The organism is Dyella jejuensis, assembly GCF_044904675.1.
Lineage (GTDB): Bacteria > Pseudomonadota > Gammaproteobacteria > Xanthomonadales > Rhodanobacteraceae > Dyella_B > Dyella_B jejuensis.
Genome location: NZ_JADIKJ010000006.1, coordinates 1 through 23,763 on the forward strand (window position 1 = coordinate 1; position 23,763 = coordinate 23,763).

Below are 23,763 nucleotides of genomic sequence, written 5' to 3' on the forward strand. Positions count from 1 at the left end.
CCGTCGTCTCGACAGACAGCCAGTCTGCCTTCCTCGCTCCTCAAAGCCGGGTACATCCATGTACCCTCCCCGCGTGCGCCGACGAACCTATGGTCTGCGAACAGACAGAGCTGGTGACGCCTACGTAGCATGGATCAGAGCATCCCTAGCTCGCCATCCCTATCAAACTGATAGATATTTTGAATTTTTTATTGAGCGTAATGGCTATGTGTTGGCATCGACCATGATTGTCGACGCATCACCAAGCGACTGGATTTTTCATCGCCTAATATTCCCATTTTATGGGCGATACCCATCTTAATTCTTACCATTTCCAAGCATTCTCGGTTGCCGGACACCTACAATCCATCACTGAGTTCATTTGTCTGAAGAAATTATTCGCCAGCATCGTTACTACATCACCCCCATTTTTAAATGAAACATCGAGATTATTAACTGCGCCAAGACGCCCTGAAGCGTCAAAATATAATCCTCCAATACGGTAGTTATATTGACCAAAAAAAATGATCCCCCACCGCATATCCCCTCTACTTTCGTACACTGGCGCAACAGTTAGATGCGTTAAAACTAGCCTTAATTCTTGCCAATATTTTGTATTTGGCACCATGTTAATGGTGAGCCTGTATTCCGGACTCTTTTCAAGCATTTCCGGCGTAATCGAAGTACGAGTAATCGTGCCAGGGTTCATTTCCAAAATATCCACGCGCCATACTTCGTTCGATGCAAACCGTTCTAGCGTAAGCTCCAATTGTTGACCAGAGGCCGGCTCTTCAACATCCGCCGGAATAGCGTCGCCCATCAGGAGGAGAACAACAAGCGTCACCACCATTTTTTTTAAAAATTTATTTTTCATTTTTTTGAAGTAGGCGAAGATACGGTATAAGGAACTCTATAGTGGTTATCCCGTATTCCTTCTCCTAAATTTATTGCAGCCGGAGTTTCATACTCATCAATCACGCGCTTTTCCTCATAATTTTGGTAACCCGATGCGAAGGCGTTACCAACTATTCGATCCACTGGGCTTGCGCCCGCATGCGCCAATTCGTGACCCAGACCTAACGCAGGTGTCTGACTTCCACCATTGGTTACGCGGAGTGCGCTATACGGATCCCAATAAATATTACTATAGTCTTGGAGCCCTAGTCCTGCTGCCGGCTGATATAGGTCCTCCCCATCTTTACTATAGTTGATAACAAAGATTACTGGCGAATCCTCTAGCCTCTTGATCAAATTTGCCATTCCGCTATCCGCACTTAAATAATCAATCGCTTGGTTATATAAGTAAGGATCACCATTAACCAAAATTTTTAACCCCATTGGATCTGTCGCATTCACCGGATCATTTCGGACATAGGCGTAAAAATTCAATCCCCCATCTGTTTCGATTGGATCCGCTTGCATAAACCTACCAAGTACTGGCGAGTACATTCGCGCCCTGTTGTAGTACAGTCCAGTCTCCGGATCGTAGCGACGCCCCGTATATAGATAGGGTGATTGGTCATTACCCAAACTGACACTCGTGCCGTAAGCAGTGTAGGCATTCTTCTCGCTCATGATGCCGTCATCGCCCACCAACCCGATCACGGAACCTAGCGCATCGCTTAGTGCAAACTGATGATTGTTGGATGGGTCAACGATCGCCACCAGCTCATCCAGTCCGGCGCCATAGATGAAGCGCTTCTGCAAAATGCCCGTGGCGCTGTATTCGGCAATCTCTTGGTCGCCTAGAGATACGTAATGGGTGGTCAGGCCATTGACTGTTTTGCTTTCCCTTCGCCCCATTACGTCATAAGCGTAGTTCGCCGTAGTGCCGGGCGTGGTCGCCTGATAAAGGTGGTTTTCAGTGTCGTAGCTGTAGTTCCAGCCGTTGCCACTGATCAAGTTGCCGCGCGTGTCGTAGGCGAGGCCAGCACCATTGATGGCGGTGTATTGATTGAGCGCATTGCTAGCGTAGGATGACGTGTTGCCGGGCAGGCCCACGGGTATGAAACTCGAGTCGCTGATGCTTACACCGGTGCGCTGATGGTCGGTGTTGTAGCTGTATTCAAAGTCCAGGTTGCCCCCGGTCCAGCTATTGTCGATCAGCGCAACCTGCCCGCCCTTGGTCCAGTCGATGGTGGTGTCGGCCGCCTTGAACGTACCGGTCATCTCGCTGCCGATGCGTTGCGAGAGCACATTGTATTCGTAATGGACCAGCTGCTTGCGAGCACTGGTTGCGCCTTCGTAGATATCGGTCAAACGGTTCAACGCGTCGTAGGCCATGCTGGTGGTGTAGGCCGGCTTGCCGGGCCATGTCAGCGACGTTCGGTTACCGTTGGCATCCAGGGTCCAGGTGGTGGCGCCCAGATCGGAACGCGCTTCGCTGATCTGGCGGCCGGCGCTGTCATAGCCGTAGCTAAAATTCAGGCCAGCGCTGCTATTGGCGACCATGCGGCGACCGGTGTAGTCGTAACCAAAGCCCACTTGCGCTTCATTATCCGGCGCCTTGCTGTCCATCCGGTTGAGCGGATCGTAGCTGAACCAGATTAACTGACCGGAGCGATTAACCGTGACCAACTCGTTACCGGCCTCATCGAGACCGTGCAGTTCGTAGCCGTTGTCCGGATAGATGATTTGCTTTTGGCGCTTGAAGCCGTCGTAGTAGTAGGTGAGCGTATTGCCGCTACCGTCGGTAAGCGTGGCCAGGCCCCCGGTGTTGTAGTAGGTGCGCTGTTCGCGCACAACCGCGCCGAGGTTGCGGGAAATGGATGGTTCCAGATTGCCGGCCACTTGGTCGGTGACTTTGATCACGCGCGAATTAGGATCGTAAGCATAGGCCACCTGTCGACCGCTGGAACTGGTTTCCGTGGCAATGCGACCTACGCTGTCGTAGGTGGCGGTTTTACTTGTGCCGTCGGGCTGAACGATACTGATAACCTTGCCACCGGCGTCATACACCGTGGTGGTGGTTCGCGATGGATCGGAAACGTCACCGGTGGCGTGCATTTCCGCAATTTTCTGGCCGTCGGCGTCGTATTGGTATTGGGTGATGCTTTTACTGAACGGCGCAGGCTGCGTCACTTGGGTGAGGTGGCGCAATGCGTCGTATTGATAATTGACGGTGTTGCCACGCGGGTCGGTTTCGGTGAGCTTGTTGCCAACCGCGTCATAACTGTATTGAGTGGTAAGACCGAGATGGCCAGCGCCGGCGTCTTCCACTTTGCTCAAAAGGTTCAGCGTGGTCGGGTCATAGGCATAGGTGGTTACGCGACCTTCTGCGTCAGTCACGCTGGTGGGCAGACCGAAACTGTAGGTAGTCTTGGTAACCGGGCTCATCGTCGCGCCACCGGGCTTGGCCACGGCAGGCTGCGTAACCTGGACGAGATTGCCGGCGGTGTCGTAGGTATTGGTAGTGACGTAGCCGCGCGGATTCTTCACGGTAACTGGCTTGTTGAAGATCGGATCGTAAGTCCGAGACTCGACCAGCGGCGTGGCCGGCTGACCGGTCACGGTGTCAACAGCGCCCGGGATAGGATTGGTGGTCTGGCTGATCACGTTGCTGTTAGCATCATAAGCCACCTCCACGCTATCACCCGCAGGATAGGTGGTCTGCACTTTTCGGCCCGCCCCATCGTAGGTGAATACCGTATGGTTGCCGACGTGATCGATGTCTTCGATGTTGTTGCCGTTCTTGTCGTAATAAAGCGACCAATCGTTACCTGACGGATCGACTTCGGTTGATCGGTGACCGTTGGCGAACAGATATTGCCAAACGTTACCAGAAGCGTCGGTCTGGGTTTTTATCTGGCCCAGCGCGTCGTAGACGTTGGTAACGGCAGCGGCGCTCGGAAACGAAGGATAGAAGATCGATGTCAAAAGGCCGAATGGATCGTAGGTGTAGGCGGTGGTCTTGCCTGCCTGGTTGGTGGAACTGATCAATGCCTCGCCTTTGTAGGCAAAGGATACCGACGCATTGCCGTTGCTGACCTGAGTCAGCTTATTGCCGCTGTAGGTAAAACTGAGCTTGGCATTGTGATTATTACTCACCAAAGCCAGCGTTTTGTCGGCGCCGCTACCGTTGTAAGTAAGGGTAACGTTGTTGCCATTCAAATCGTGCCACTGGGCTAGCTTGCCATACGCGTCAAACTGATAGACATTTTTGAACTTGTCAGTGAGCGTGATGGCCTGGGTGTTGGCGTCGACCGTGATCGTCGATGCATCGCCTGGCGGCGGGACATACAGCGGGCCGTTGACCGTGGGAATCTTCACGAACTTTTTGGTGCCAATGTCTAGGTTCAAGGTGATCGCATTGTCGACCAATTGATCCATCATCCAGCTGGCTGCCAGCGAAGCGACGACGGTGTTGGTCAGGAGAGGGTTATCGCTATTGGACAGACCCTGCAGCACGTAGGCCGTAACAGCGGATGACACGGCGGCTAGCGGGTTGTCATCGCCAAATGCAAGGTAACTGTCGCTGTCGATCATGGCCGAGGTCATGAAATTATTGCGCCAGCCCGCACCCATACCGATGGACTGGTTTACATTGCTGGAGTCATAAGAGCGGTTGAAGCTCAAGCGGAAGGGAAAGTCTCCATTACCAACGTCAATATCCGGATGAGTGTATTGATAACCTCCTGACCGCATATCAATCGGATCATGGGCGAGCGGCGGCGGCAAAGAGTTTTGGCCTGTAGCATCGAACGAATATGCTCCCGAGAACAGATCATTGAAACTCGGTAGCGTGCCATATCCTCCGTAATACCCTCCGGCAATCAGATAGGCCATATTGAAGTTATTGCCGGCGCTATCGAGCTGGTAATAACCACTACCTGTCCAATCACCGACCTTGCGCGCGCCATTCTGCGGAACAAAGATCTGTCCGTTGTCCGGATGGGCCTGCAGATAGCCGGCCATGATAGCCTTGCTGCTGTCGTCCCAGTTTTGCAGAAGCGGTTGCACCTGAGCCCAATTCGCATTATTGGCTTCGATGAATCCGGTACCGTCGTTGTTGGCATAGTCAAACATGCGCACGGTGGAGACAGCCGGATTTTTCTGTAGCTGATCCACGGCGGTGGATTCGAGCGTGCTGTTAAATATATTGATGCCTATAGCCGCCGCCCTCATGCTGTCGATCGGCATGCTGGCGTCGAACGGACTAAAGCTGTTGGTCTGACCTGGGAAGTCCACATAGGCGGACGTGGTTTTGCCGGCGATGCCCATGGCTGCATGGCGCACGTCGACAAAGCCAAAGTAGTCGCCAGAAAATTGGCCCGCGCGATCGGACTGGCTGAGATAGGCGGTACCGATAGCCGTCAATGCTTCGCCGGTGGCGGGCTCACCAGTTTGTCCGGCATTGAGATAACGTTGCACGGCTTTTTGATGGCGAGTGAGGCTGTCACGACCCAGTTCACCAGCCACCAGCATCAGTGCGTACATTCCGCCAGTTTTAATCCGGGGATGTACCGTCCAGCTGGAGAAATTGGCCCCGGCCGGATAGGGCTGCTGCACAGTCATGTTGACGGTTTGCACCGGCACGCCGGTGGCCGCGCCAGTCGCCAGTACTGTGCCATCAAGCGCTAGCACCGGTTGTGCTGAGGCGTTGTAAGTCAGAGTCAGGCGCTTGCCTGCGATCTGGCTGGCGTACAAATTAGTGCTCAGGCCGGGGTTTGAGCCATCGGCGCTATCAGAAACGGTCAAGGTGTAAACCGTTTCGAACGAACCGGGCAGGCTATCGTAAAGCGTACCAGCGGCCGGAAAGGTCGAACCGTAGTAATCGTTGGTGATGGCCCGTCCACCATAGACTTGCTTGGTCGAGGCGGAGGGTGCGTTGGTTTTTAAATAGTTGGCGAGGTTGCCAGAATAGGCGTTGAGTTGTGCCGTGAGCTGCCCGCGATCGAAGTGCTGCGCGGAGTTCACGCCCGCGGGCATACCCGGGATAGGTGAAGCCCCGCCTGCCACCGATGAAAGCAAACTATCCCTCGAATAGCCCATTGCCTTGCCCAGATCGATGGGCGTAAAGGCAATGTATGACTTAAAGGATGGGTCTAGTTCGTAGGTAGTGCCATTGACTGTGGCTTCCGTCCAGACCATGTTTATGGTCGTATTCTGAGCATCGATGTTGCCGGAGAAGCCGCCATTACCAAGCACCGTCGACACAGCGGCAACAGTGTTTTGCGTACCCAGCAGATTGGCCATGGCCGCGGTAGGAATCGTTACGCTGCCATAGCGGTAATTGGCACTGATGCACGATTGCCGTAGCAGTTCGACGAACAGGGTGTTCTGGTCGATGCCGTTGCCGCGCCGATCCAGATAGGTGCCTAGCGCACCTTTCTTGGAGCCCCAGGTCGGCGAGTAGTCGATGTTGTAGTAAACATACTCGTAGATCAGGCTGAGGTTATATTCGAGCGCGCGCGCAAGCGAGGCCATCTCTGGCTCGGCGGGGGGCGGCGTACAAGTCAGTGCTGGCACCGCGGCCTGCGCGGGTGGCGTGTAGATCCCGGTGCTCACCCCCATTGCATACAACAGCGCAGCGATGATGGCTTGCCGAAAAGTATGGATCCTATAAGACATGACTGCTCCTGATGGCGCCACGCCACAGGCACCGGCTTGTGTCGGGCGACGAGTAACGGGATAGCCCGCGTGAAACGGGGACGATGCTTGGCTTACTTGACGATGGCGTTGCTCAAACCCGTCGCGGACGATGGTGCGCCGGTCTTGCCCGATTGCGCAGCTTGCGGCGTTGTGCCGGTGGCGAAGTCAGCGCGCGGAAATCCCAGCGGCGTGGTGTGGCTGGTCGGCAACGCATGGCCCAGCGTCGGCTTTGCGTCGGGGGCGTTCATGACTTCGCCGCTGACGCCGGCCAGCGAAGGTTTTTTCTCAGCAGTTGATGCAGCTTCTTGTTGCAGCATCTTGCGCACGGGCACGTCGCTGGCTTTGACAATGCGCTGTTGCTGGAAGCGCTGGCCTTCGTCCGCGCTGACCAGCGGCATGCTCAATTGCGAGGGCGCTGTGTTGAGAGTCTGGGCAGATGCCTGACGGGCCTCGGACTGCGATTTAAGATCCTGCGCATGCGCACCAACCCCTGCTAAAAGTGCGATGGACACAAGCGAGCCGCACAAGCGTGATGGAATGATGGTATTCATGAAGTTCCCTCTTCTGCGCTAACGCCTATCGGGTTTGCGCTTGTGTGCGATTGCCGACGGCGTCGTAGGTGTAACTGCTGGACTGAGCCGGATAGGTTTCCTGGATCAGGCGGCCGAGGCTGTCGTAGGTGTAGCTCACAGTGGCACCTCCGTTAGTGCCTGCATCCGCCACACGTGGGGCTATTGGCGGCGTTGCATCAGGAAGTGTGACTGGCGTGGTCTGCCCCGAAGAGGTGCCCTGAAGGTCAGCCGTTTGCAATGGCTGCGCCGACGCCACCCCGGACATCACACACAGCAGAGCTATCGCGCCCCCATGAATTCGTTTCAACACAATCATCGATGTTCCACCATGGACAGCGCCTTGATTAGCGCTGGAGGAACTTTCGCGGATGCTGTCCGCAAATAAAATCACGCTTTCTCACCGAACCTCACGCTTCCTCACCCAAAGCATCAAAGCGATCTTGGTATTTTGCGGCATGCCCTATGTTCAAGACTTTGCCCTACACGTGCACGAAGTTATTGCCTAAATGTCTTGGCACCATTGCAGCGCATTGAAAAGCGGCGTAAAGGAAGGATTCGTTTACTTATAGAAAGCCATGCAATGAAAATCAGCGGGGCGAGAGGCCTTTCCCTTGGAAGAGGCCCTGCTTCATGACGATGCGCCGTGATGAAGGCGTCCACCGCGCCCGGGCCATGCCTTCTCTGCGGGATGTTGCGATTCGCCGCCTTTGCGGAAACCTAAGCCCGCGCGTCCAGCAGGCGCTCTCCGCCGAGAAGTGGGGCCGATTCAATTTAGAAGTGCGCGTCTGAAGGACTTATCGAAGATCTGCTGCGGCGTGTGAAATCCTAGCCGCTTTCGTGGTCGGCTGTTGAGCTTGTCTTCAATGCTCTGGATGTAAGCATCAGAGAAGGTACTGAGATCGCAGCCCTTGGGGAAGTACTGTCGCAAGAGACCGTTGGTGTTCTCGTTGGAACCGCGCTGCCATGACGAGTAAGGGTCAGCGAAATAGCTCTTTGCCCCGAGCACGATATCGATCAAGGCATACTCAGCGAACTCGCTACCGTTGTCCCACGTGAGGGTTTGCGCGCGGGCAGCCAACGGATGAAGTGATTGGATAACTGCGCGCAGGGTCGGATCAGCTTCGCCCTTGGCGATGCGACGCACGCGCAGCAGCCCCGACTTGCGCTCGACCAGCGTGACCAGGCGAGCGGTGCTCTTGCCGACGATGGTGTCACCCTCCCAATCACCCACGCGCGGGCGTGTCTGGACGATGGCCGGTCGCTCGCTGATGCGTCGCCCACCGAAACGTTGACGTTGGCGTGGTGTGCCGCAGCGGGCACGTCGCCGCCGCGTGCGGCAACGCAGGTGATGCACAGGGTGCCACCGCGCTGACGATCCCCTGCGATGTGTTGATAGATGCGTTCATGGCTGATGGCCACCGGCCCTTCGCCGGTGATCTGCTCGGGACTCAAGCCTTCGGCGAGACGGGCCTCGACGACAGGCCACACATCGCTCTGAATGTGCGGCGGTGCGCCTGGCGCGCGTCGTAGCGCTCCACGCCCTGCGTATCGCGACCCAACTCCCGACGGATCGTACTGGGAGCCCGTTGAAGCTCATCACCGATCTCCCGCAGGGAAAATCCTCCACGATGCAGGTGTTGAATCTGGTAGCGTTCGTGTTTGCGCTCGACCGCCATAAGTCAGGTCAATTCAAAGGTTGACCAATCAGGATTTAAAGTCGAATCAGCGCTGATCTTAACTAACTCCAACTCCAATACTCTTCTATTGGGATCCGAATATAAATAAACCATGATCCTGGACCCGTCCTTATCCATGGCGACCCCTTCTACAGGAAATTTGTCCTCACCCCGAAACGTGTCCTGACCACAAGGATGGGGACGGTCGTATCCGTCTATATGGAATATAAGACAGCCCCCGTCTGGTGATATCAACTCCACGTGGCAATGCTCCAAATCTCGTAGCAACTGCTCTCTTTGGGATGCATCACCAACTACTCTGGCCATTGCTAAAACAGCGCTTCTCTCTGTAGCTTTTAGTTCTCGCATAGATCACTACTTCACCGGATAAATGGTTCCAGTATTAATTTTCCGCTTGGCAGGTGATAGACGTCGTGTTGAATTCCACGTCATCAACTACCATTCGCCTTGAAATATTCCCTATTTCGGCACCTTTGCCTGAACCGGCCATCATTGCCCACCATGGACGGCGCCTTGATCAGTGCTGGAGGAACTTTCGCGGATGCTGTCCGCCGAGAAGTGGTTATCGCCGGCCAGGTCGTCGAGCCGACGTCTTTAGCATCGTTCGGGCAGAATCGCTGCGCAATCCATCCGTCGAACAGTTGGTCCAGGCTGATGGTTCCTGGGCTAATCCTTTTTACTGCCCCGCAACGCCTCGCGCACCGCATGCAGCAGGGCCTTGGTGCCGACCGGCTTGTTCAAGCGGCGGACCCGGCTGCCGGGCACCTGGAACAGCTCGGAATTGGGCGGGTCGTCGGCACGGCACAGCACCAATACGCCGTGGTGATACCCGTATTGGGTGAGCGCCGCCAGGGTGCGCTCGCTGGTGAACAGGCTCATGTCCGCATCCATCACTACCAGGTCAGGCAGGCCGCAGGCTTCGATCCATTGCAGTGCGGCGGTGCCGCTCTGGCTACCGTGGACTTCATAGCCCCAGGCATCCAGCGTATCGCTCAACAGCGTGAGCTGGCCGGCCTCTTCCACTACCAGCAAGACATGTTCGGCATTGCCGTGCAGGCTGGTGTCGCCATCGACCAGGGTAGACGCTTCGATGGCCGGACGTGCCAATGGGATGTACAGGTCGAAGCAAGTGCCTTCGCCGAGGATGGTATCCATGCGCATCGCGCCGCCATGGCTGTAGACGATGCGGCGGCAGGAAAGCAGGCCAAGGCCGGTGCCGCCTTCCTTGGTGGTGAAGAACGGCTCAAACAGCCGCTTGCGCACCTCGTCGGTCATGCCCTGGCCGCTATCGGTGACCGACAGGCGCACGTATTCGCCGGGCTGGGCGTCTTCGTGCTCGAGGAAGAACTCGGCGTCGAGCAGCGACTTGGAGGTCACCACGCGCAGGATGCCGCCGCTGGGCATCGCCTGGATGGCATTGAGGCACAGGTTGAGCAGGCACTGCTGCAATTCGGTGTGGTTGCCCTCGAAGGTGAGCTGCGGATCGGACACCTCGATGTCCAGCGTGATGCCGCGTGGCACGCTCCCCTGCAGCAGCAGCGACAACGCATCGATCAGCGCCTGCACTTTCACCTGTTCGGCGCGGTGCGCGCCGCGCGCGAACGACAGCATGGATTGCACCATTTCCAGGCCGCGCCGGCCGCAGTCGCGCACCAATTCGCCAAGCCGGGCCAGGCGCGGATCGTGCTGGTAATCCTGCAGGCTGTCGCCGGCCAGCAGCAGCGGCTGCAGCAGGTTGCGCAAATCGTGGCTCAGGCCGCCGGCGAGCATGGCCAGGCTCTCGAAACGCTGGATGCGGATCAATTCGGCTTCGGCGCGCGCCCGTGCGCGCTGCTCTTCCGACTCGCGCATGGCACGGCGCACCGCGCTCGCCAGCCGCGCCGGGTTCTGCTTGAGGATGTAGTCGGTCGCGCCTTCGCGCAGCGCTGCAATGGCGGCTTCTTCGCCAAGCGTGGCCGAGACGTAGATGAAGGGGATGTCCATGCTGTGCTCGCGCAGCAGCTGCAACGCGCGCTGCCCGGAAAAGCCAGGCATGCTCAGGTCGGACAGCACGATATGCGGCCGGAACTGCTCCAGCGTCTGGACGAAGGCCGGCTCGTCATCGACCAGGCGCACGTCATAGTCGATGCCGTCGGCTTGCAACTCGGTGAGGACCAGCTCCGCATCGAGCGGGCTGTCTTCCACTTGCAAGACACGTATGCGCGGCAGCGATCGCGGTTGGTTGGCCTTGTCCAGCATCCCCAGGGTTCCGAAGTCAGCCCTGTCATCATATTTCAATGCGGCCGCGGCGGGGGGCGTGCCGGACAGCTTGCCGAGGTCGCGCCTCATTCCTGCTCCGGCGCCTGGTTGAGCAAGGCCCAGAACTGGCCCAGGGTGCGCACCGCCTGGAAAAACTGGCCGACATCGACGGGTTTGATGACGTAGGCGTTCACGCCCAGGTCCCAGCTGCGGGCGAGATCGCTTTCCTCGCGCGAGGACGACAGGATCACCACCGGGGTACGCCGGAACCGTTCGTCCCCGCGCATCTGCCGCAGCACGTCCAGCCCGTTCATGCGCGGCATCTTGATGTCGAGCAGCACCACCGCCGGATCGTCAGCCGGCCGATTGGCGAACGGGCCGCGGGCGTACAGCCAGTCCAGGCAATCCACGCCGTCCTCGACATGCACGACCGGATTGACCAGATGGGCTTCGCGCAGCGCGTCCATGGTCATTTCGGCGTCAAACGGGCTATCTTCGACCAGCAGGATGGTGCGCAGGGGATCGTAGGTCATGTCGGTTCGCCGGATGAGGGCGGATCGATGGCCGATAGCGTGAAATGAAAGCGTGCGCCGTGTCCCGGCTGCCCTTCCGCCCGCACGTGGCCACCGTGCCGCATCACGATGCGCCGCACGTTGGCCAGGCCAATACCGTTGCCGGGGAATTCGCTGGCCTTGTGCAGCCGCTGGAATACACCAAAGAGCTTGTCGAGGTAACGCATATCGAAGCCCGCGCCGTCGTCGGCCACGGTAAATTCGTAATCGCCTGCTGCATCTTGCCGCACGGATACGTCGATATGTGCAACCTCGCGCTGGCCGGTGTATTTCACGGCGTTGCCGATCAGGTTCTGCCATACCGTGCGCAGCATGTTTTCGTCGCCGACCACGATCGGCAGCGGCTCGATGGTCCAGATAATGCGGCGCTCGGGCACTTCCGATTCGGCCAGCATGCAGACTTCCTGCACCAAGGCGCGCATGTCCACCGCCTGCAGGCGCAGCGCGCCACGTCCCAGGCGCGAGAACACCAACAGGTCTTCGATCAGCTGCGCCATGCGGTGCGACGCATCGCGGATCACCCCCAGGTAGTGACGCGCGGTGTCATCGATCTGCTCGCCCAGGTGGGTTTCGAGCTTCTGCGCGAAGGCGGTGATGTGCCGCAACGGCGCGCGCAAGTCGTGCGAGACGGAGTAGCTGAAAGCTTCCAGTTCGCGATTGACGTCGGAAATCTGCGCCACCTTGCCTTCCAGCTGGTGATTGAGCTCCTTCACCTGCTGTTCGACCATGGCCCGCGCGGTCACGTCGCTGACGGTCAGCAGCAGCGCGGGATCTTCGCTATCCGGTTGCTGCAGGCGGCGCGCGTTGATCACGACGTGGCGCTCCGCGCCGTCGACGGTGCGCTGGGTCAACTCGAAATCCCACAGCTCGCGGTCACGTAGCAGTACATCTTGCAGGCGCTGCTGCAGCACTTCGTCGGCCCATGCGCCCTGGCCGATGTCGTCCAGGTAGTCGGCGCGGCTCTCCTCGGGCACTCCGTACAGTTCGCTGAAAGCGGTATTCACCAGCAGGGTGCGCAGATGATCGTCGAGCAAGGCGATCGGTTCGCGTACCGCCTGCAAGATCATCTGCGAACGCTGCACCGCCTGGCGCTCGCGTATTTCGGCCCGCAGGCGGCGGCCGATCTGCCGCTCGGACACGATCACCACGATCATCAGCATCAGCAATTGCGCGGCGGCGGTAAGCGTCAGCACCAGGCGGCTATCGTCCGACTGCCTGGTGGCGTCTTCGCGGCGCGCCAGCAGCGTTTGCTGGGCGCTGGCGGCGATCTTGTTGGCGATCTCGTCCACGCGGAACAGGCTGCCGGCATCGCGCAGGGCCTGCTCGGCGCCCGCCTGGTCATGCTGCAAGTAGCGTTGCACGGCCTGGTTCAGCAACGCCAGGCGACCGTTCTCCACCGCACTCAACTGCTCCACCATTTCTTCCAGCGGCGGGTTGTCGGCCGCTGCGTGGCGCAATTCGTCCAGCAATCCGGGCACCGTCTTTTCGGCGCTTTGCGCCACGGCCTCGGCGTGGCCGTAGGGATCGTCCGCCAGCAAATGCTGGATCGCCGATTCGCTGTCATGGGTCTGGTCGGCAATGCGGTAGACCAGCGCCTGCACTTCGGCCGAGCGCGTCACTCGTTCGCCGGCAGCGAGGGAACGCCGCGACCCGCCGCGCGTGATCATGCACGGCAGCGCCACGATAACGACAACAGCAAGCAGCAGACCACCAGTACGCCAGCGCATGGCTGCTACATGTCGCATCCCCCTTCGGATCATCGACCGCCCTTGATCGGTATGCGCTTACGGCATGATGCATGCATTCTGCGCATGTTTGCAGCCACTGACTAGTGCGGCACGCAAGTGATCTCTTTCGCCCCCTGTAGCGGGGGCTGGCTGCAAGTAGCGGGCGGAAAATTCTTATAGTGACGTGCTCCTTTCCTTTCCGGGCGCCGGCGAACTGGCCGGCGCGGCACGCCGGCCCTGGATGCAGGCTTGCATCGCCCGGCGCATCCCACGCCTGCAATCCAGGCAGGCGCAGGCTTGTCGTCCTGGCAAGGTCAGCGCGAGTAGGCGCTCATCGCCGCCGGCCGCGCCGAGATGGCCGTGCCCCAGTGCTTGTTCGGCTGCGCCTGCATGGTGAAGTGCAATTCGCCGCCGGCGAGAATGTCGGCGTGCTTGAGGTATACGCGCTCCAGCGGCTTGCCGTTGAGAGTGACCGCGCCGACATAAGGGTGCGCACCATCCAGCGGTGACGCGGTGATGGTGAAGGTGTGCCCATTGCCAAGGTGGATCGCCGCACGCGGCACGAATGGCCGGCCTATGGCGTATTCGTCGCTGGCCGGGGTGACTGGATAGAAGCCCAGCGCGGTAAAGATGTACCAGGCGGACATTTGCCCCAGATCGTCGTTGCCGATCAGGCCGGCCGGGCCCGGGCCGTATTCGTTATCCATGATCTGCTTGAGCCGCTGCTGGGTTTTCCACGGTTCGCCGGCATAGTCATACAGGTACGCGATGTGATGGCTGGGCTCGTTGCCGTGCGCGTACCAGCCGATCAGGCCGGTGATGTCTTCCACATTCTTGAAGATGGCCGGATCGACCTTGGCGTCGAACAATGCGTCGAGCTTGTGCGTGAAGGCCTGGTCGCCGCCCATCGCGGTAATCAGCCCGGCCACGTCCTGCGGCACGTACCAGGAGTATTGCCAGGCGTTGGCTTCGGTGTAGTCATCGCCGTAGCCGGCACTGGCCGGATCGAAAGGCACGCGGAACTGGCCGGTGCTCAGCCGTGCGCGCATGAAGCCGGTATTCGGATCCCATACGTTGCGCCAATTGCTGGCGCGCTTTTCGAACGTGGCATAGATGTCGTGCTTGCCCAGCGCCTTGGCCATCTGCGCGATGGCCCAGTCGTCGTAGGCGTATTCCTGGGTCTTGGAGCCGCCTTCCACTTCCTTGTCGATCGGCACGTAGCCGAGCTTCATGTAATCGGCCAGGTCGCCGTAATCGCCGTAGGTGGCGGTGGAGACCATCGCTTTCATCGCCGCGTCGGCGTCGAAACCGCGAATGCCCTTGATATACGCATCGGCGATGATCGCCACCGCGTGGTAGCCGGTCATGCACCAGGTTTCCAGGCCCTGGTAGGCCCATACCGGCAGCATGCCGAACGGGCTGGCCTGCTGCGCGGCAATCATCGAACGCACGAACGCGGTGACGTGATTGGGGTGCAGCAGGATCAACAGCGGCTGCTGGGCGCGATAGACGTCCCACATCGACCAACTGGAATAGAAATCGAAGCCTTCCGCCTTGTGCACCTGATGATCCGGCCCGCGATATTCGCCGTTGACGTCCATGCTCAGGTTCGGCGCGATCATCGCGTGGTACAGCGCGGTGTAGAACTGCGTGCGCAGGGTTTGCGAGCCTTCGACGTCGATCGGCGACAGCGCCCTGTTCCAGGCCGCGGCGGCAGCACTGCGCTGCGCATCGAAATTCCAGCCCTCCCCGTCCTGGTCCAGATTGGCGACGGCATTGGCTTGGCTCACCGGCGAGATCGCCACCTTCACCAGCAACGGCTGCGTCAATGCGCCGAAATCGAACACGCCGACCAGCGCGCGGCCGTTCTGCGCGTTGGCATCCTCCGGCTGGTTGCCCGGTCCCTTGAAACCCTTGTAGGCCACGTCGGTTTCGCGGTTGTACAGCTCGCGCGAACGCAACGGCTGATTGAAGCGCATCGCAAAGCACAGCTCGCGTCCGGGCGCCCAGCCGCGCGTGGTGCGGCAACCGGTGACCGTGCCATCGGCCTGTACCTGCAGGTTCGACCACAGCACTTTGCCCGGATAGTCGTAAATGCTCGGGCGCAGGTCGAGCAGCAGGTGCGCGGGCTTGCCGACCGGAAAAGTGTAGCGATGCCAGCCCACGCGACGGCTGGCGGTGAGTTCGGCGCGCACGCTGTAGTCGCTGAGCGTGACCGCGTAATAGCCCGGATGCTCCACTTCGGTGGCATGGTCGAAGCGCGAGCGGTAGCCGCTGCCGGGAATCTTTTCATCGCCCGGATCGAGCTTCACGTCGCCGGCGATCGGCATCACCAGTACGTCGCCCAGGTCCGAATGCCCGGAGCCGGAAAAATGCGTGTGGGAAAAGCCCATGATGGTGGGGTCGCCGTACTGGTACCCGGCAGCCCATTTGTAGGCGTGCTTGAAATCGGGCATGGCAGTATCCGGCGACAGCTGGATCATGCCGAACGGCACCGTCGCGCCGGGGAAAACATGCCCATCGCCGCCCGTACCTATGCGAGGATCGACATCCGCCGCGTGTTGCCCGGCGCGGGCCGTGGTCAAGCCACCGAGCGACGCCATCAACAGTACGGCCAGGCAGGAACAAGTCAGGCGATGGTCCATGGTAAACAGTCCGGAGAAGTGGTTTGGATCGTTCTAAATGGCGCAAGCTAACATCGACGCAACATCTTCGCATGTTGCACTGCGTGATCATGAATTTGCCGGTTCGGGTAAATTTGGATCGTTCCAAAAGCAAGGATTCGGCATAAATGGGGAACACACCGCCGGTCGGCCGCAAGGTCACCCTCAGCGACATCGCCGCGGGCTGCGACGTCTCCCGGGCCACCGTGTCGCTGGTGCTGCGGGGCAGCCCGCTGGTCAACAAGCACACCCGCGCTCGCGTCGAAGAAGAGCTGCGGCGGCAAGGCTACGTCTACAACCGGGCGGCGGCCAACCTGCGCCGGCGTACCTCGTCGAGCATTGCGTTGGTCCTCAATGACCTGGCCAACCCGTTCTTTGCGGAGTTCGCCGCCGGGGTGGATGAAGTGTTGGGCAATACCGGCTACGTCACGCTGCTGGGCAGCACCGGCGAATCGACCGAACGCGAACTGGCGGTGCTCGGCTCGCTGATGGAGCATGGGCCAGCCGGCATCATCCTGTCACCGGCCGAAGGCAGTGACGGCCAGCAGGTGCTCGCCGCGGTGGGATCACAGACGCCGTTGCTGCTGTTCAACCGTGAAGTGGGCGGTGACCTCGCCGCATGCGATCACTGGGACCGGCTGTTCCTCGACAACCAGCGCGGCGCACGCCTCGCCACCGAACACTTGATTGCGCAAGGCCATCGGCGCATCGCCTTCTACGGCGGTCACCTTGGCTCCAGTTCCTGCCAACAGCGGCGCGCCGGCTACCACGAGGCGATGAAGGCGGCAGGCCTATCGGTGGAAGCGAACTGGATGATCGAGTGCATGCCCAATCGCCTGGATGCGGTAGCGCAAAGCGAGCACTTGTTCGCCGGGCGCGAAGCGCCAACGGCGGCGGCCTGCTACAACGATGCGGTGGCACTTGGCCTGATGCTGGGGCTGCACCAGCGCGGCCTGCAGCCGGGCCGCGATTTTGCCCTCACCGGTTTCGACGATATCGCCGAGGCGGCGGTCAGCGCCCCGCCGCTTACCACCCTGGCCGTAACCCCGCGCGCGCGCGGCCGGCAAGCCGCGGAGCTGATCCTGCAGCGCTTGCAGGAACCGTCCGCGCCACCCCGCCAAACCATCGTTCCGGTGCAATTGCTGGTCCGCGCCAGCAGCTGTCCGCCTCACGCCTGATCATAAGGACATCCCACATCATGGCTTTTACCGCTCCTACGCCGCCGGCCTCTGCCTCCTCGACGGCCCCGCACAGCAGTCGCTACACGTATTACCCGCTTGCGCTGACCGTCATCACGGCGGTCTTTTTCATGTGGGGTTTCCTCACTGCGCTGAACGACATCCTGATCCCGCATCTGAAGGCGGTGTTCGAGCTTAACTACGCGCAGGCGATGCTGGTGCAGCTCACATTCTTCGGCACGTATTTCCTGATGTCGCTACCGGCCGGGCGTGTGGTGGCGCACCTGGGCTACAAGAAAAGCATCGTGGCCGGATTGATCATCGCCGGCATCGGCGCATTGGGCTTCTGGCCGGCGGCCGGCTTGCGGCTGTACATCGCGTTCCTGGGCGCACTGTTCGTGCTGGCGACCGGCATTACCGTGTTGCAGGTGGCGGCCAATCCCTACGTGGCGCTGCTCGGGCCGGAAAAAACCAGTTCCAGCCGCCTGACCCTGGCGCAGGCGCTGAACTCGTTCGGCACCTTTCTCGCTCCGTGGTTCGGCAGCTTGTTGATCCTGTCGACCAAGGTGAAGAGCAGCGATGAAATTTCCACGCTGTCGGCCAGCGGTTTGGCTCTTTATCGCACGCAGGAAGCGCAGGCCGTGCAAACGCCGTACATCGGCCTGGCCGTGGTGCTGGTGCTATTGGCGGTATTCGTATGGATCTTCCGCCTGCCCTCGCTGGAGGAAAGCACGGAGCAGGCCGACAGCAGCCGGCACACCTTGCTGGATGCCTTGCGCTACAAGCACGTGCTGTTCGGGATTCTGGGCATCTTTTTCTACGTCGGCGCGGAAGTGTCGATCGGCAGCTTCATGGTCAACTATCTGTCGCAGCCGGACATCGGCCACATGAGCGAACAACAGGCCGCGCACTATGTGGCGTTGTACTGGGGCGGCGCGATGGTGGGCCGGTTCCTGGGCTCGGCGCTGCTGGCAAAATTCTCGCCGCGCAAGTTACTGGCACTATTCGCCGCGATCAATATCCTGTTGCTGCTCACCACTGTGTCGACCAGCGGCGCGGTCGCCATGTACAGCATCGTGGCGATCGGCCTGTTCAACTCGATCATGTTCCCGACCATCTTCTCGCTCGGCATCGAGCGCATGGGCCCGCTTACCGGCAAGGCGTCCAGCCTGCTGATCATGGCGATCGTGGGCGGTGCGCTGATGCCTTATCTGCAAGGCCTGGTGGCGGACAACATCGGTGTGCAGCATGCGTTCTTCTTGCCGATGCTGTGCTATGCGTACATCGTTTTCTACGGGCTGAGCGGCTCGAAAATCCGCAGTGCACCGGTCCAGGCCACGTGACGGCAAACCCGTTGCCCGCGGGCGTAGACCGGGCGACGGGCATGCGCGCAGCCGGGCACCGGTTCAACAAGCCTGGAAGAAAAATCATCCGTTTCGATCTTGAGGTCCATTGATGAAACGTTCCATCCTCTGCTTCGGCGAGGCTTTGATCGACATGCACGGCGAAGGCGGCGATGGCTACGGCTTCGCGCGCCACTTCATCCCCTTCGCTGGCGGCGCACCGGCCAACGTCGCCGTCGCCGTGGCCAAGCTGGGCCGGCACGCGCGCTTCGCCGGCATGCTGGCGCTCGATCGCTTCGGCGATTTTCTGCTGCACAGCCTGCAGCAAGCTGGCGTGGATACCGCAGATGTCGTGCGTACCGGCGAGGCGAATACGGCGCTGGCGTTCGTCACGCTCGATTCGCTCGGCGAACGCAGCTTCAGCTTTTATCGCCCGCCCTCGGCCGACCTGTTGTTCCGCGCCGAACACTTCCGCCCGGAAACATTCGACGACACCGCGGTATTCCACGTCTGCTCCAACAGCATGACCGACGCGGATCTGGCCGACGCCACGCTGGAAGGCATGCGCCGCGCGCGACGCGCCGGCGCATTGGTGAGCTTCGACCTGAACCTGCGCCCTGCCTTGTGGCCGCTCGGCAGCGAACCGCGCGCGCATGTATGGCCGGCCTTGCTGCTGGCCGATGTGGTGAAGCTCAGCGCGGAAGAATTCGACTGGCTGGCGAACGACGGCGAACAGGTGCTGCTCGATCGCCTGTGGACCGGCAATGCGCGCCTGCTGATCGTGACCGATGGTGCGCTGCCGCTGCGCTGGTACCACCCGGATGCCGACGGCGAGCTGCCCTGCTACAACGTGCCCATGGTCGATAGCACCGGTGCGGGCGACGCCTTCGTCGGCGGCCTGCTGCAACAGCTCGCCGACCAGGGCATTACCGCGGATAACCTCGATGCCTGGGTCGGCACCCTGCCGCGCCTGCATGCCGCACTGCGCTACGCCAGCGCTTGCGGCGCGGTAGCCGTAACGCGGCATGGCTCGTTCGCCGCGATGCCGAATGCCGACGAGGCAGCACAGTTCATGGAGACACACGCATGACCACGCCAGCCGTTCCGGATTTCCGCTCCGAACATTTCCTGCGCGAACACATCGCACAGACCATGGCTTTCTACCATCCGCGCGCCATCGATCCTGCCGGCGGCTTCTTCCACTACTTCCGCGACGACGGCACGGTCTACGACACCAGCCATCGCCATCTGGTGAGCAGCACGCGCTTCGTCTTCAACTACGCCATGGCCGCGATCGAATTCGGCCGCGAGGATTACCTTAAGGCCGCGCGCCACGGCCTGCGCTACTTGCGCGACGTGCACCGCGACGCCCATACCGGCGGTTATGCCTGGACGATCCGTGACGGCAAGCCGGACGACCGCATGAATCACGCCTATGGCGTGGCCTTCGTGCTGCTCGCCTACGCCACCGCCGTCAAGGCCGGCATCCATGAAGCCAGGGCATGGATGGACGAAACCTGGGAGCTGCTGGAACACCGCTACTGGGACGCGCAGGCCAGCCTGTATCGCGACGAAGCCGACGCGCAGTGGCACTTCACCGACTACCGTGGCCAGAACGCCAACATGCATATGTGCGAGGCGATGCTGGCCGCCTATCAGGCCAGTGACGAACCGCGCTACCTGGAACGCGCCCTTGCCCTTGCCCACACCATGACGCAACGCCAGGCCAAACTCGCCAACGGCCTGGTGTGGGAGCACTACAAAACCGACTGGAGCGTGGACTGGGATTACAACCGCGACAATCCCAAGCACCTGTTCCGTCCGTGGGGTTTCCAGCCCGGCCATCAAACCGAATGGGCCAAGCTGCTGCTGATCCTCGAATCGCTGCTGCTGGAACGCAACCGCGAAGAAAAATGGCTGGCGCCCACCGCGCAACACTTGTTCGATACCGCCTTGGCGCATGCGTGGGATCCCGTGCACGGCGGCATCTGCTATGGCTTCGCGCCCGATGGCAGCGTCTGTGACGGCGACAAATATTTCTGGGTGCAGGCCGAGTCGCTGGCCGCCGCCGCGCTGTTGCACGCACGTACCGGCCAAGCCAAATACGACCAATGGTATGAAAAGCTCTGGGCCTACGCCTGGGAACACTTCATCGACCACCGGTACGGCGCCTGGTACCGCATCCTTACCCAGGACAACAAGAAATACGACGACGAGAAGAGTCCGGCCGGCAAGGTGGACTATCACACCATGGGCGCGTGCTATGAAGTAATGGCGCTGATCCGCGATGGCGGAACACCCTGATTGCAAAGGGCGTTAACGGGATAACGGGGTGGAAGGGTCTTGTGCGTTTGGTGGGTACGCTGCTGCCCACCATCGATCGTGGCGCCAGGGCCGACGGCATAGGTGATCCAGCCAGGCCTTTGACCCGCACCCAGCGCGAGCTTGTCGCTCAACGTCTGGCTGCCATGGCTCATTCCCGGGCCATCGATCCATTCGCGGTGCGGATTTAAGACCCATTGCGACATTAGTCGCCGCACCTGCAGGTGAATCAAATAGTTGTACTTAGTCCCGTCCAACGCCGTCGCCGCGCCGCTGCCCGCATGCCGACATAGCCGGCCACCTGACTCAGCTCCATGTTCTCTTGCACTTTCTGTGCATCGAAGATCGGTGCGAGCGCCTGATTGCCGAGCGAGCGATCGCGATCCAGGTCACTGAGGTCCCGGTTCGGGTTATCGCGCACGTTGATCGCGCCTTGTGCGATGCCTGAGTTCGTATCGCTGCTGCTATTCCCACGCTGCGACGTCGTCAGCGAGAGCGTGGTGCCGATGCCGCTGAGGGCATTGCCGACCGTACTGCCCCCTGCACCATAGCCGCCACCGGAACCAAGCGTGAAGGCGCCAATCGCTCTGCCTTTTGTTTGCAGTACCACTGCCGATGCTCCGTGCACACTACTGATCGATACGCCTTGCTCACGAAATTTCGTGGCCTGATCTCCCCTGATGCCGGTGGGCTGGGTGGCGCAGCCGGCCAATACCGATACCAGCACGGCCATTAACAGCTTGTGTTTCATAGCGTGGCCCTCAGAATCCTCGCAAGGTTGATCGTCAATACGAATAGACAAGTTGCAGTCCGGCCGCTGGCCGCTGATGGGGCAACGCATCCCGACCATGCAACGGCTTGCCGGCGAACACATCCCAACCGAGTTGGCGATAAGTGCCGCGCAAGCCGAAGAAGCCGCCGCTCAAGGTGGTGTTGCCGGGGATGTATTCGGTGCCGGGGCCACTCACGCGGCCGGCATCGATGCCCGCGTAAAACACCATCGGCCAGCTGCCCAGTGGCAGGGACAAGGTGTTGCGCCAATACCAGCCTTTGGCGGCGGCGAGCGTCTGGTCGCCATCGAAACCACGCACGGTGTAGCGGCCGCCGATGCCGATGTATTCGGAGCCGTAAAGATGGTTGTCGGTGTACTGGCCGTGGAACTCACTGGTCCATTGCATCGGTTGCCGCCCTAGCGCGAACGGCCGGGTGAACGATGCATCCAGGGTGGTGAGGTGGTAGCGAAAGAGGGGATCGTCGGGCTGGCGATCACCCGAATCATGCTGGCCGCCGAACCAGGGCACGCCGAAGCGTTCAGCCACACGCAGATCCAGCTGTGCGTTGCCGAGGTAACGGCGATGGGCGATGGCCGCTTCCAGCATGCTCATGTCGCGACGCTGCGAATCCAGCTCCACGTCTTCGATATAGCTGTGTGCCCAACGCTTGCCGACATGCAGCTCGGCGGTCGTCTTGCTGTGGCGATCGCGATAAAGCAGGCGCTGCGCCGACAGGTCGATCGTCCTGGAGATGCCGCTGCTGTTGAAGGTCTGCGCCGATCCTGCCACCGTCTGGTGATAGCGCAAGCCATAGACGCTGGCGGCAAACAGCCAGTTGCCGCGCGGAATGGAGTAATTGCCGTTGAAGCCCTGCGTGCCGCGTCCCGAACCGTTGAGCACGTCGTGCGTCACGCCAAGCGACAGCAGGTCATTGGCGCGTAGCGGATGGTCGATGCCCAGGTTCACGCCAGCCTGATAGCGACCCGTGGCCGCGGCTCCGGAATCATCCAGCGTGGCGACAACGCGCCAGGGCTTGCTGCGCTTGACGGTTATGACGAGATCGGATTGACCTGTCCCCTCCGCCAACGCAATGTCGATCGTTACATCCTGCGACGGCAGGCGTTTGAGCTGATCGAGCCCTTGTTCGATGTCGCGCAGGTTGAGCAAGTCGCCGGGACGCATTGGCAAGGCCCAGCGCCAATCGTCGGATGACGAACCATCCGCCATGCGCACGGCGTGGATCACGCCCGGCACCAGGGTGACGATGAGCACGCCGCTGGAGAGATTCTGCGCCTGAAGGCCGATGCGCGTGGTGACATAGCCGTGATCGATGATCAGATCGCCGGCGCGGCGCACGATCAGGCTGATGCCTTCATGACCGGCACAGCGTCCGATGTATTGGCTGAGATAACGCTGCACGAACCAGAAATCGGCAGCGCGTGCGCCTACCAGGCGAATGCCGCGCAATGCCATGCAGTCGGCTTCCTCGGGTAAGGCGAGATCGTGGAAGCCGATGGCTGCCGGCTGGTGCAGACGAACATCCGGGGCGTCGTCGCGCGCCTGCCGTTCCTGCGCCTGGCGCTGCGTGCGTTCGCGTTGCTGCTGCTCATCAAGCGTGATCCCGGGCGGCGTTCGATCCTGGGCGGCAACCAGCGGCGGCAGCATCGCCAGGCTTGCTACCGCAAGCCAGCGTCGCCACGAGGCGTCATGACGAACGAAAGATTCTTCCTTGACGTACACGATTCATTCTTGCGCATACCAGAAAGGCCCGGACGATAAACGAAACCTTTATGAGCCAGCCATATGACGCGCGGCGATTAAGAAAAATCAGGAGTTGCTTACGCCCATCCGTAATGAATGCATACAGATCACACCGCTTATCACTTATTTTTTGGCGCAAATTTCGAGCTCTTTCCATAGACACATCCCATGGAGCTCAAAGCTTATTCGCATAATGCGTGACCGCCTTGGGAAAACAGGAGCCGGATAAAAACGTGCCACTGAATCTCGAAGCCGAACGGTTAGATAAAAAAGGCGCGCGCATCGACAACGATAACGGCATCCATGCAAGGTACCGGCGCGCGCAGCATAAGCGCGCATATAAGCCG

17 protein-coding genes are annotated in these 23,763 nt (G+C 60.2%); 4 read left to right on the forward strand and 13 right to left on the reverse strand.

Annotation, left to right across the window (positions count from 1 at the left end; translation table 11 throughout):
• Positions 1–304 precede the first annotated feature (304 nt).
• The 11 genes from ISP15_RS06675 to ISP15_RS06725 all read right to left on the reverse strand — a co-directional run bounded on the left by ISP15_RS06675 (position 305) and on the right by ISP15_RS06725 (position 16,021).
• A complete protein-coding gene (locus ISP15_RS06675; protein WP_404546362.1) occupies positions 305–853 on the reverse strand; it encodes a hypothetical protein in 549 nt (182 codons plus the stop codon).
• Positions 850–6,549 (reverse strand): RHS repeat-associated core domain-containing protein, encoded by a 5,700-nt coding sequence (locus tag ISP15_RS06680; RefSeq protein ID WP_404546364.1) that lies wholly within the window; start codon positions 6,547–6,549, stop codon positions 850–852. The genes ISP15_RS06675 and ISP15_RS06680 overlap by 4 nt, the downstream gene beginning before the upstream one ends.
• A 92-nt stretch (positions 6,550–6,641) precedes the next feature.
• Entirely contained in the window at positions 6,642–6,968 is a 327-nt protein-coding gene (locus tag ISP15_RS06685; RefSeq protein WP_404546366.1) for a hypothetical protein, read from the reverse strand.
• 178 nt (positions 6,969–7,146) lie between these two features.
• Positions 7,147–7,260, reverse strand: a complete 114-nt coding sequence (locus ISP15_RS18620; protein WP_449757815.1) for an RHS repeat domain-containing protein — start codon at positions 7,258–7,260, stop codon at positions 7,147–7,149.
• A gap of 648 nt (positions 7,261–7,908) precedes the next feature.
• Positions 7,909–8,496, reverse strand: a complete 588-nt coding sequence (locus ISP15_RS06695) for an IS30 family transposase (protein ID WP_404546368.1) — start codon at positions 8,494–8,496, stop codon at positions 7,909–7,911.
• A 94-nt stretch (positions 8,497–8,590) separates the two neighbouring features.
• Positions 8,591–8,818 (reverse strand): helix-turn-helix domain-containing protein, encoded by a 228-nt coding sequence (locus tag ISP15_RS06700; protein WP_404546370.1) that lies wholly within the window; start codon positions 8,816–8,818, stop codon positions 8,591–8,593.
• A 3-nt stretch (positions 8,819–8,821) separates the two neighbouring features.
• On the reverse strand, positions 8,822–9,187 hold the full coding sequence (locus ISP15_RS06705; protein ID WP_404546372.1) for a DUF6984 family protein: 366 nt from the start codon (positions 9,185–9,187) through the stop codon (positions 8,822–8,824).
• A gap of 318 nt (positions 9,188–9,505) precedes the next feature.
• The gene (locus ISP15_RS06710; protein ID WP_404546565.1) at positions 9,506–11,077 is read right to left on the reverse strand and encodes a response regulator; all 1,572 of its coding nucleotides are present in this window, start codon (positions 11,075–11,077) and stop codon (positions 9,506–9,508) included.
• Positions 11,078–11,163: 86 nt separating this feature from the next.
• Complete coding sequence (locus tag ISP15_RS06715) at positions 11,164–11,610, reverse strand: response regulator (RefSeq protein WP_404546373.1); 447 nt, start codon at positions 11,608–11,610, stop codon at positions 11,164–11,166.
• On the reverse strand, positions 11,607–13,376 hold the full coding sequence (locus ISP15_RS06720) for a sensor histidine kinase (protein WP_404546375.1): 1,770 nt from the start codon (positions 13,374–13,376) through the stop codon (positions 11,607–11,609). The genes ISP15_RS06715 and ISP15_RS06720 overlap by 4 nt, the downstream gene beginning before the upstream one ends.
• A 314-nt stretch (positions 13,377–13,690) precedes the next feature.
• Positions 13,691–16,021, reverse strand: a complete 2,331-nt coding sequence (locus ISP15_RS06725; protein ID WP_404546377.1) for a GH92 family glycosyl hydrolase — start codon at positions 16,019–16,021, stop codon at positions 13,691–13,693.
• A 146-nt stretch (positions 16,022–16,167) separates the two neighbouring features.
• On the opposite strand from ISP15_RS06725, the gene ISP15_RS06730 reads away from it, so the two are divergent.
• The 4 genes from ISP15_RS06730 (at position 16,168) to ISP15_RS06745 (ending at position 20,864) form a co-directional block, all read left to right on the forward strand.
• The gene (locus tag ISP15_RS06730; protein ID WP_404546380.1) at positions 16,168–17,217 is read left to right on the forward strand and encodes a LacI family DNA-binding transcriptional regulator; all 1,050 of its coding nucleotides are present in this window, start codon (positions 16,168–16,170) and stop codon (positions 17,215–17,217) included.
• Between the two features lie 20 nt (positions 17,218–17,237).
• Positions 17,238–18,560: an L-fucose:H+ symporter permease gene (gene fucP / locus ISP15_RS06735; RefSeq protein ID WP_404546382.1), complete on the forward strand. Its 1,323-nt coding sequence runs from the start codon at positions 17,238–17,240 to the stop codon at positions 18,558–18,560.
• Positions 18,561–18,672: 112 nt separating this feature from the next.
• Positions 18,673–19,650: a carbohydrate kinase family protein gene (locus ISP15_RS06740; protein WP_404546384.1), complete on the forward strand. Its 978-nt coding sequence runs from the start codon at positions 18,673–18,675 to the stop codon at positions 19,648–19,650.
• Positions 19,647–20,864 carry an AGE family epimerase/isomerase gene (locus tag ISP15_RS06745; RefSeq protein WP_404546386.1) on the forward strand — a complete coding sequence of 406 codons (1,218 nt, stop codon included), beginning with the start codon at positions 19,647–19,649 and terminating at the stop codon, positions 20,862–20,864. Before ISP15_RS06740 ends, ISP15_RS06745 begins: the two co-directional genes overlap by 4 nt.
• 247 nt (positions 20,865–21,111) lie before the next feature.
• On the opposite strand, the gene ISP15_RS06750 is transcribed toward ISP15_RS06745, so the two are convergent.
• A complete protein-coding gene (locus tag ISP15_RS06750) occupies positions 21,112–21,633 on the reverse strand; it encodes a hypothetical protein (RefSeq protein ID WP_404546388.1) in 522 nt (173 codons plus the stop codon).
• A 34-nt stretch (positions 21,634–21,667) separates the two neighbouring features.
• Positions 21,668–23,395 carry a ShlB/FhaC/HecB family hemolysin secretion/activation protein gene (locus ISP15_RS06755; RefSeq protein ID WP_404546390.1) on the reverse strand — a complete coding sequence of 576 codons (1,728 nt, stop codon included), beginning with the start codon at positions 23,393–23,395 and terminating at the stop codon, positions 21,668–21,670.
• Positions 23,396–23,763: the final 368 nt, after the last annotated feature.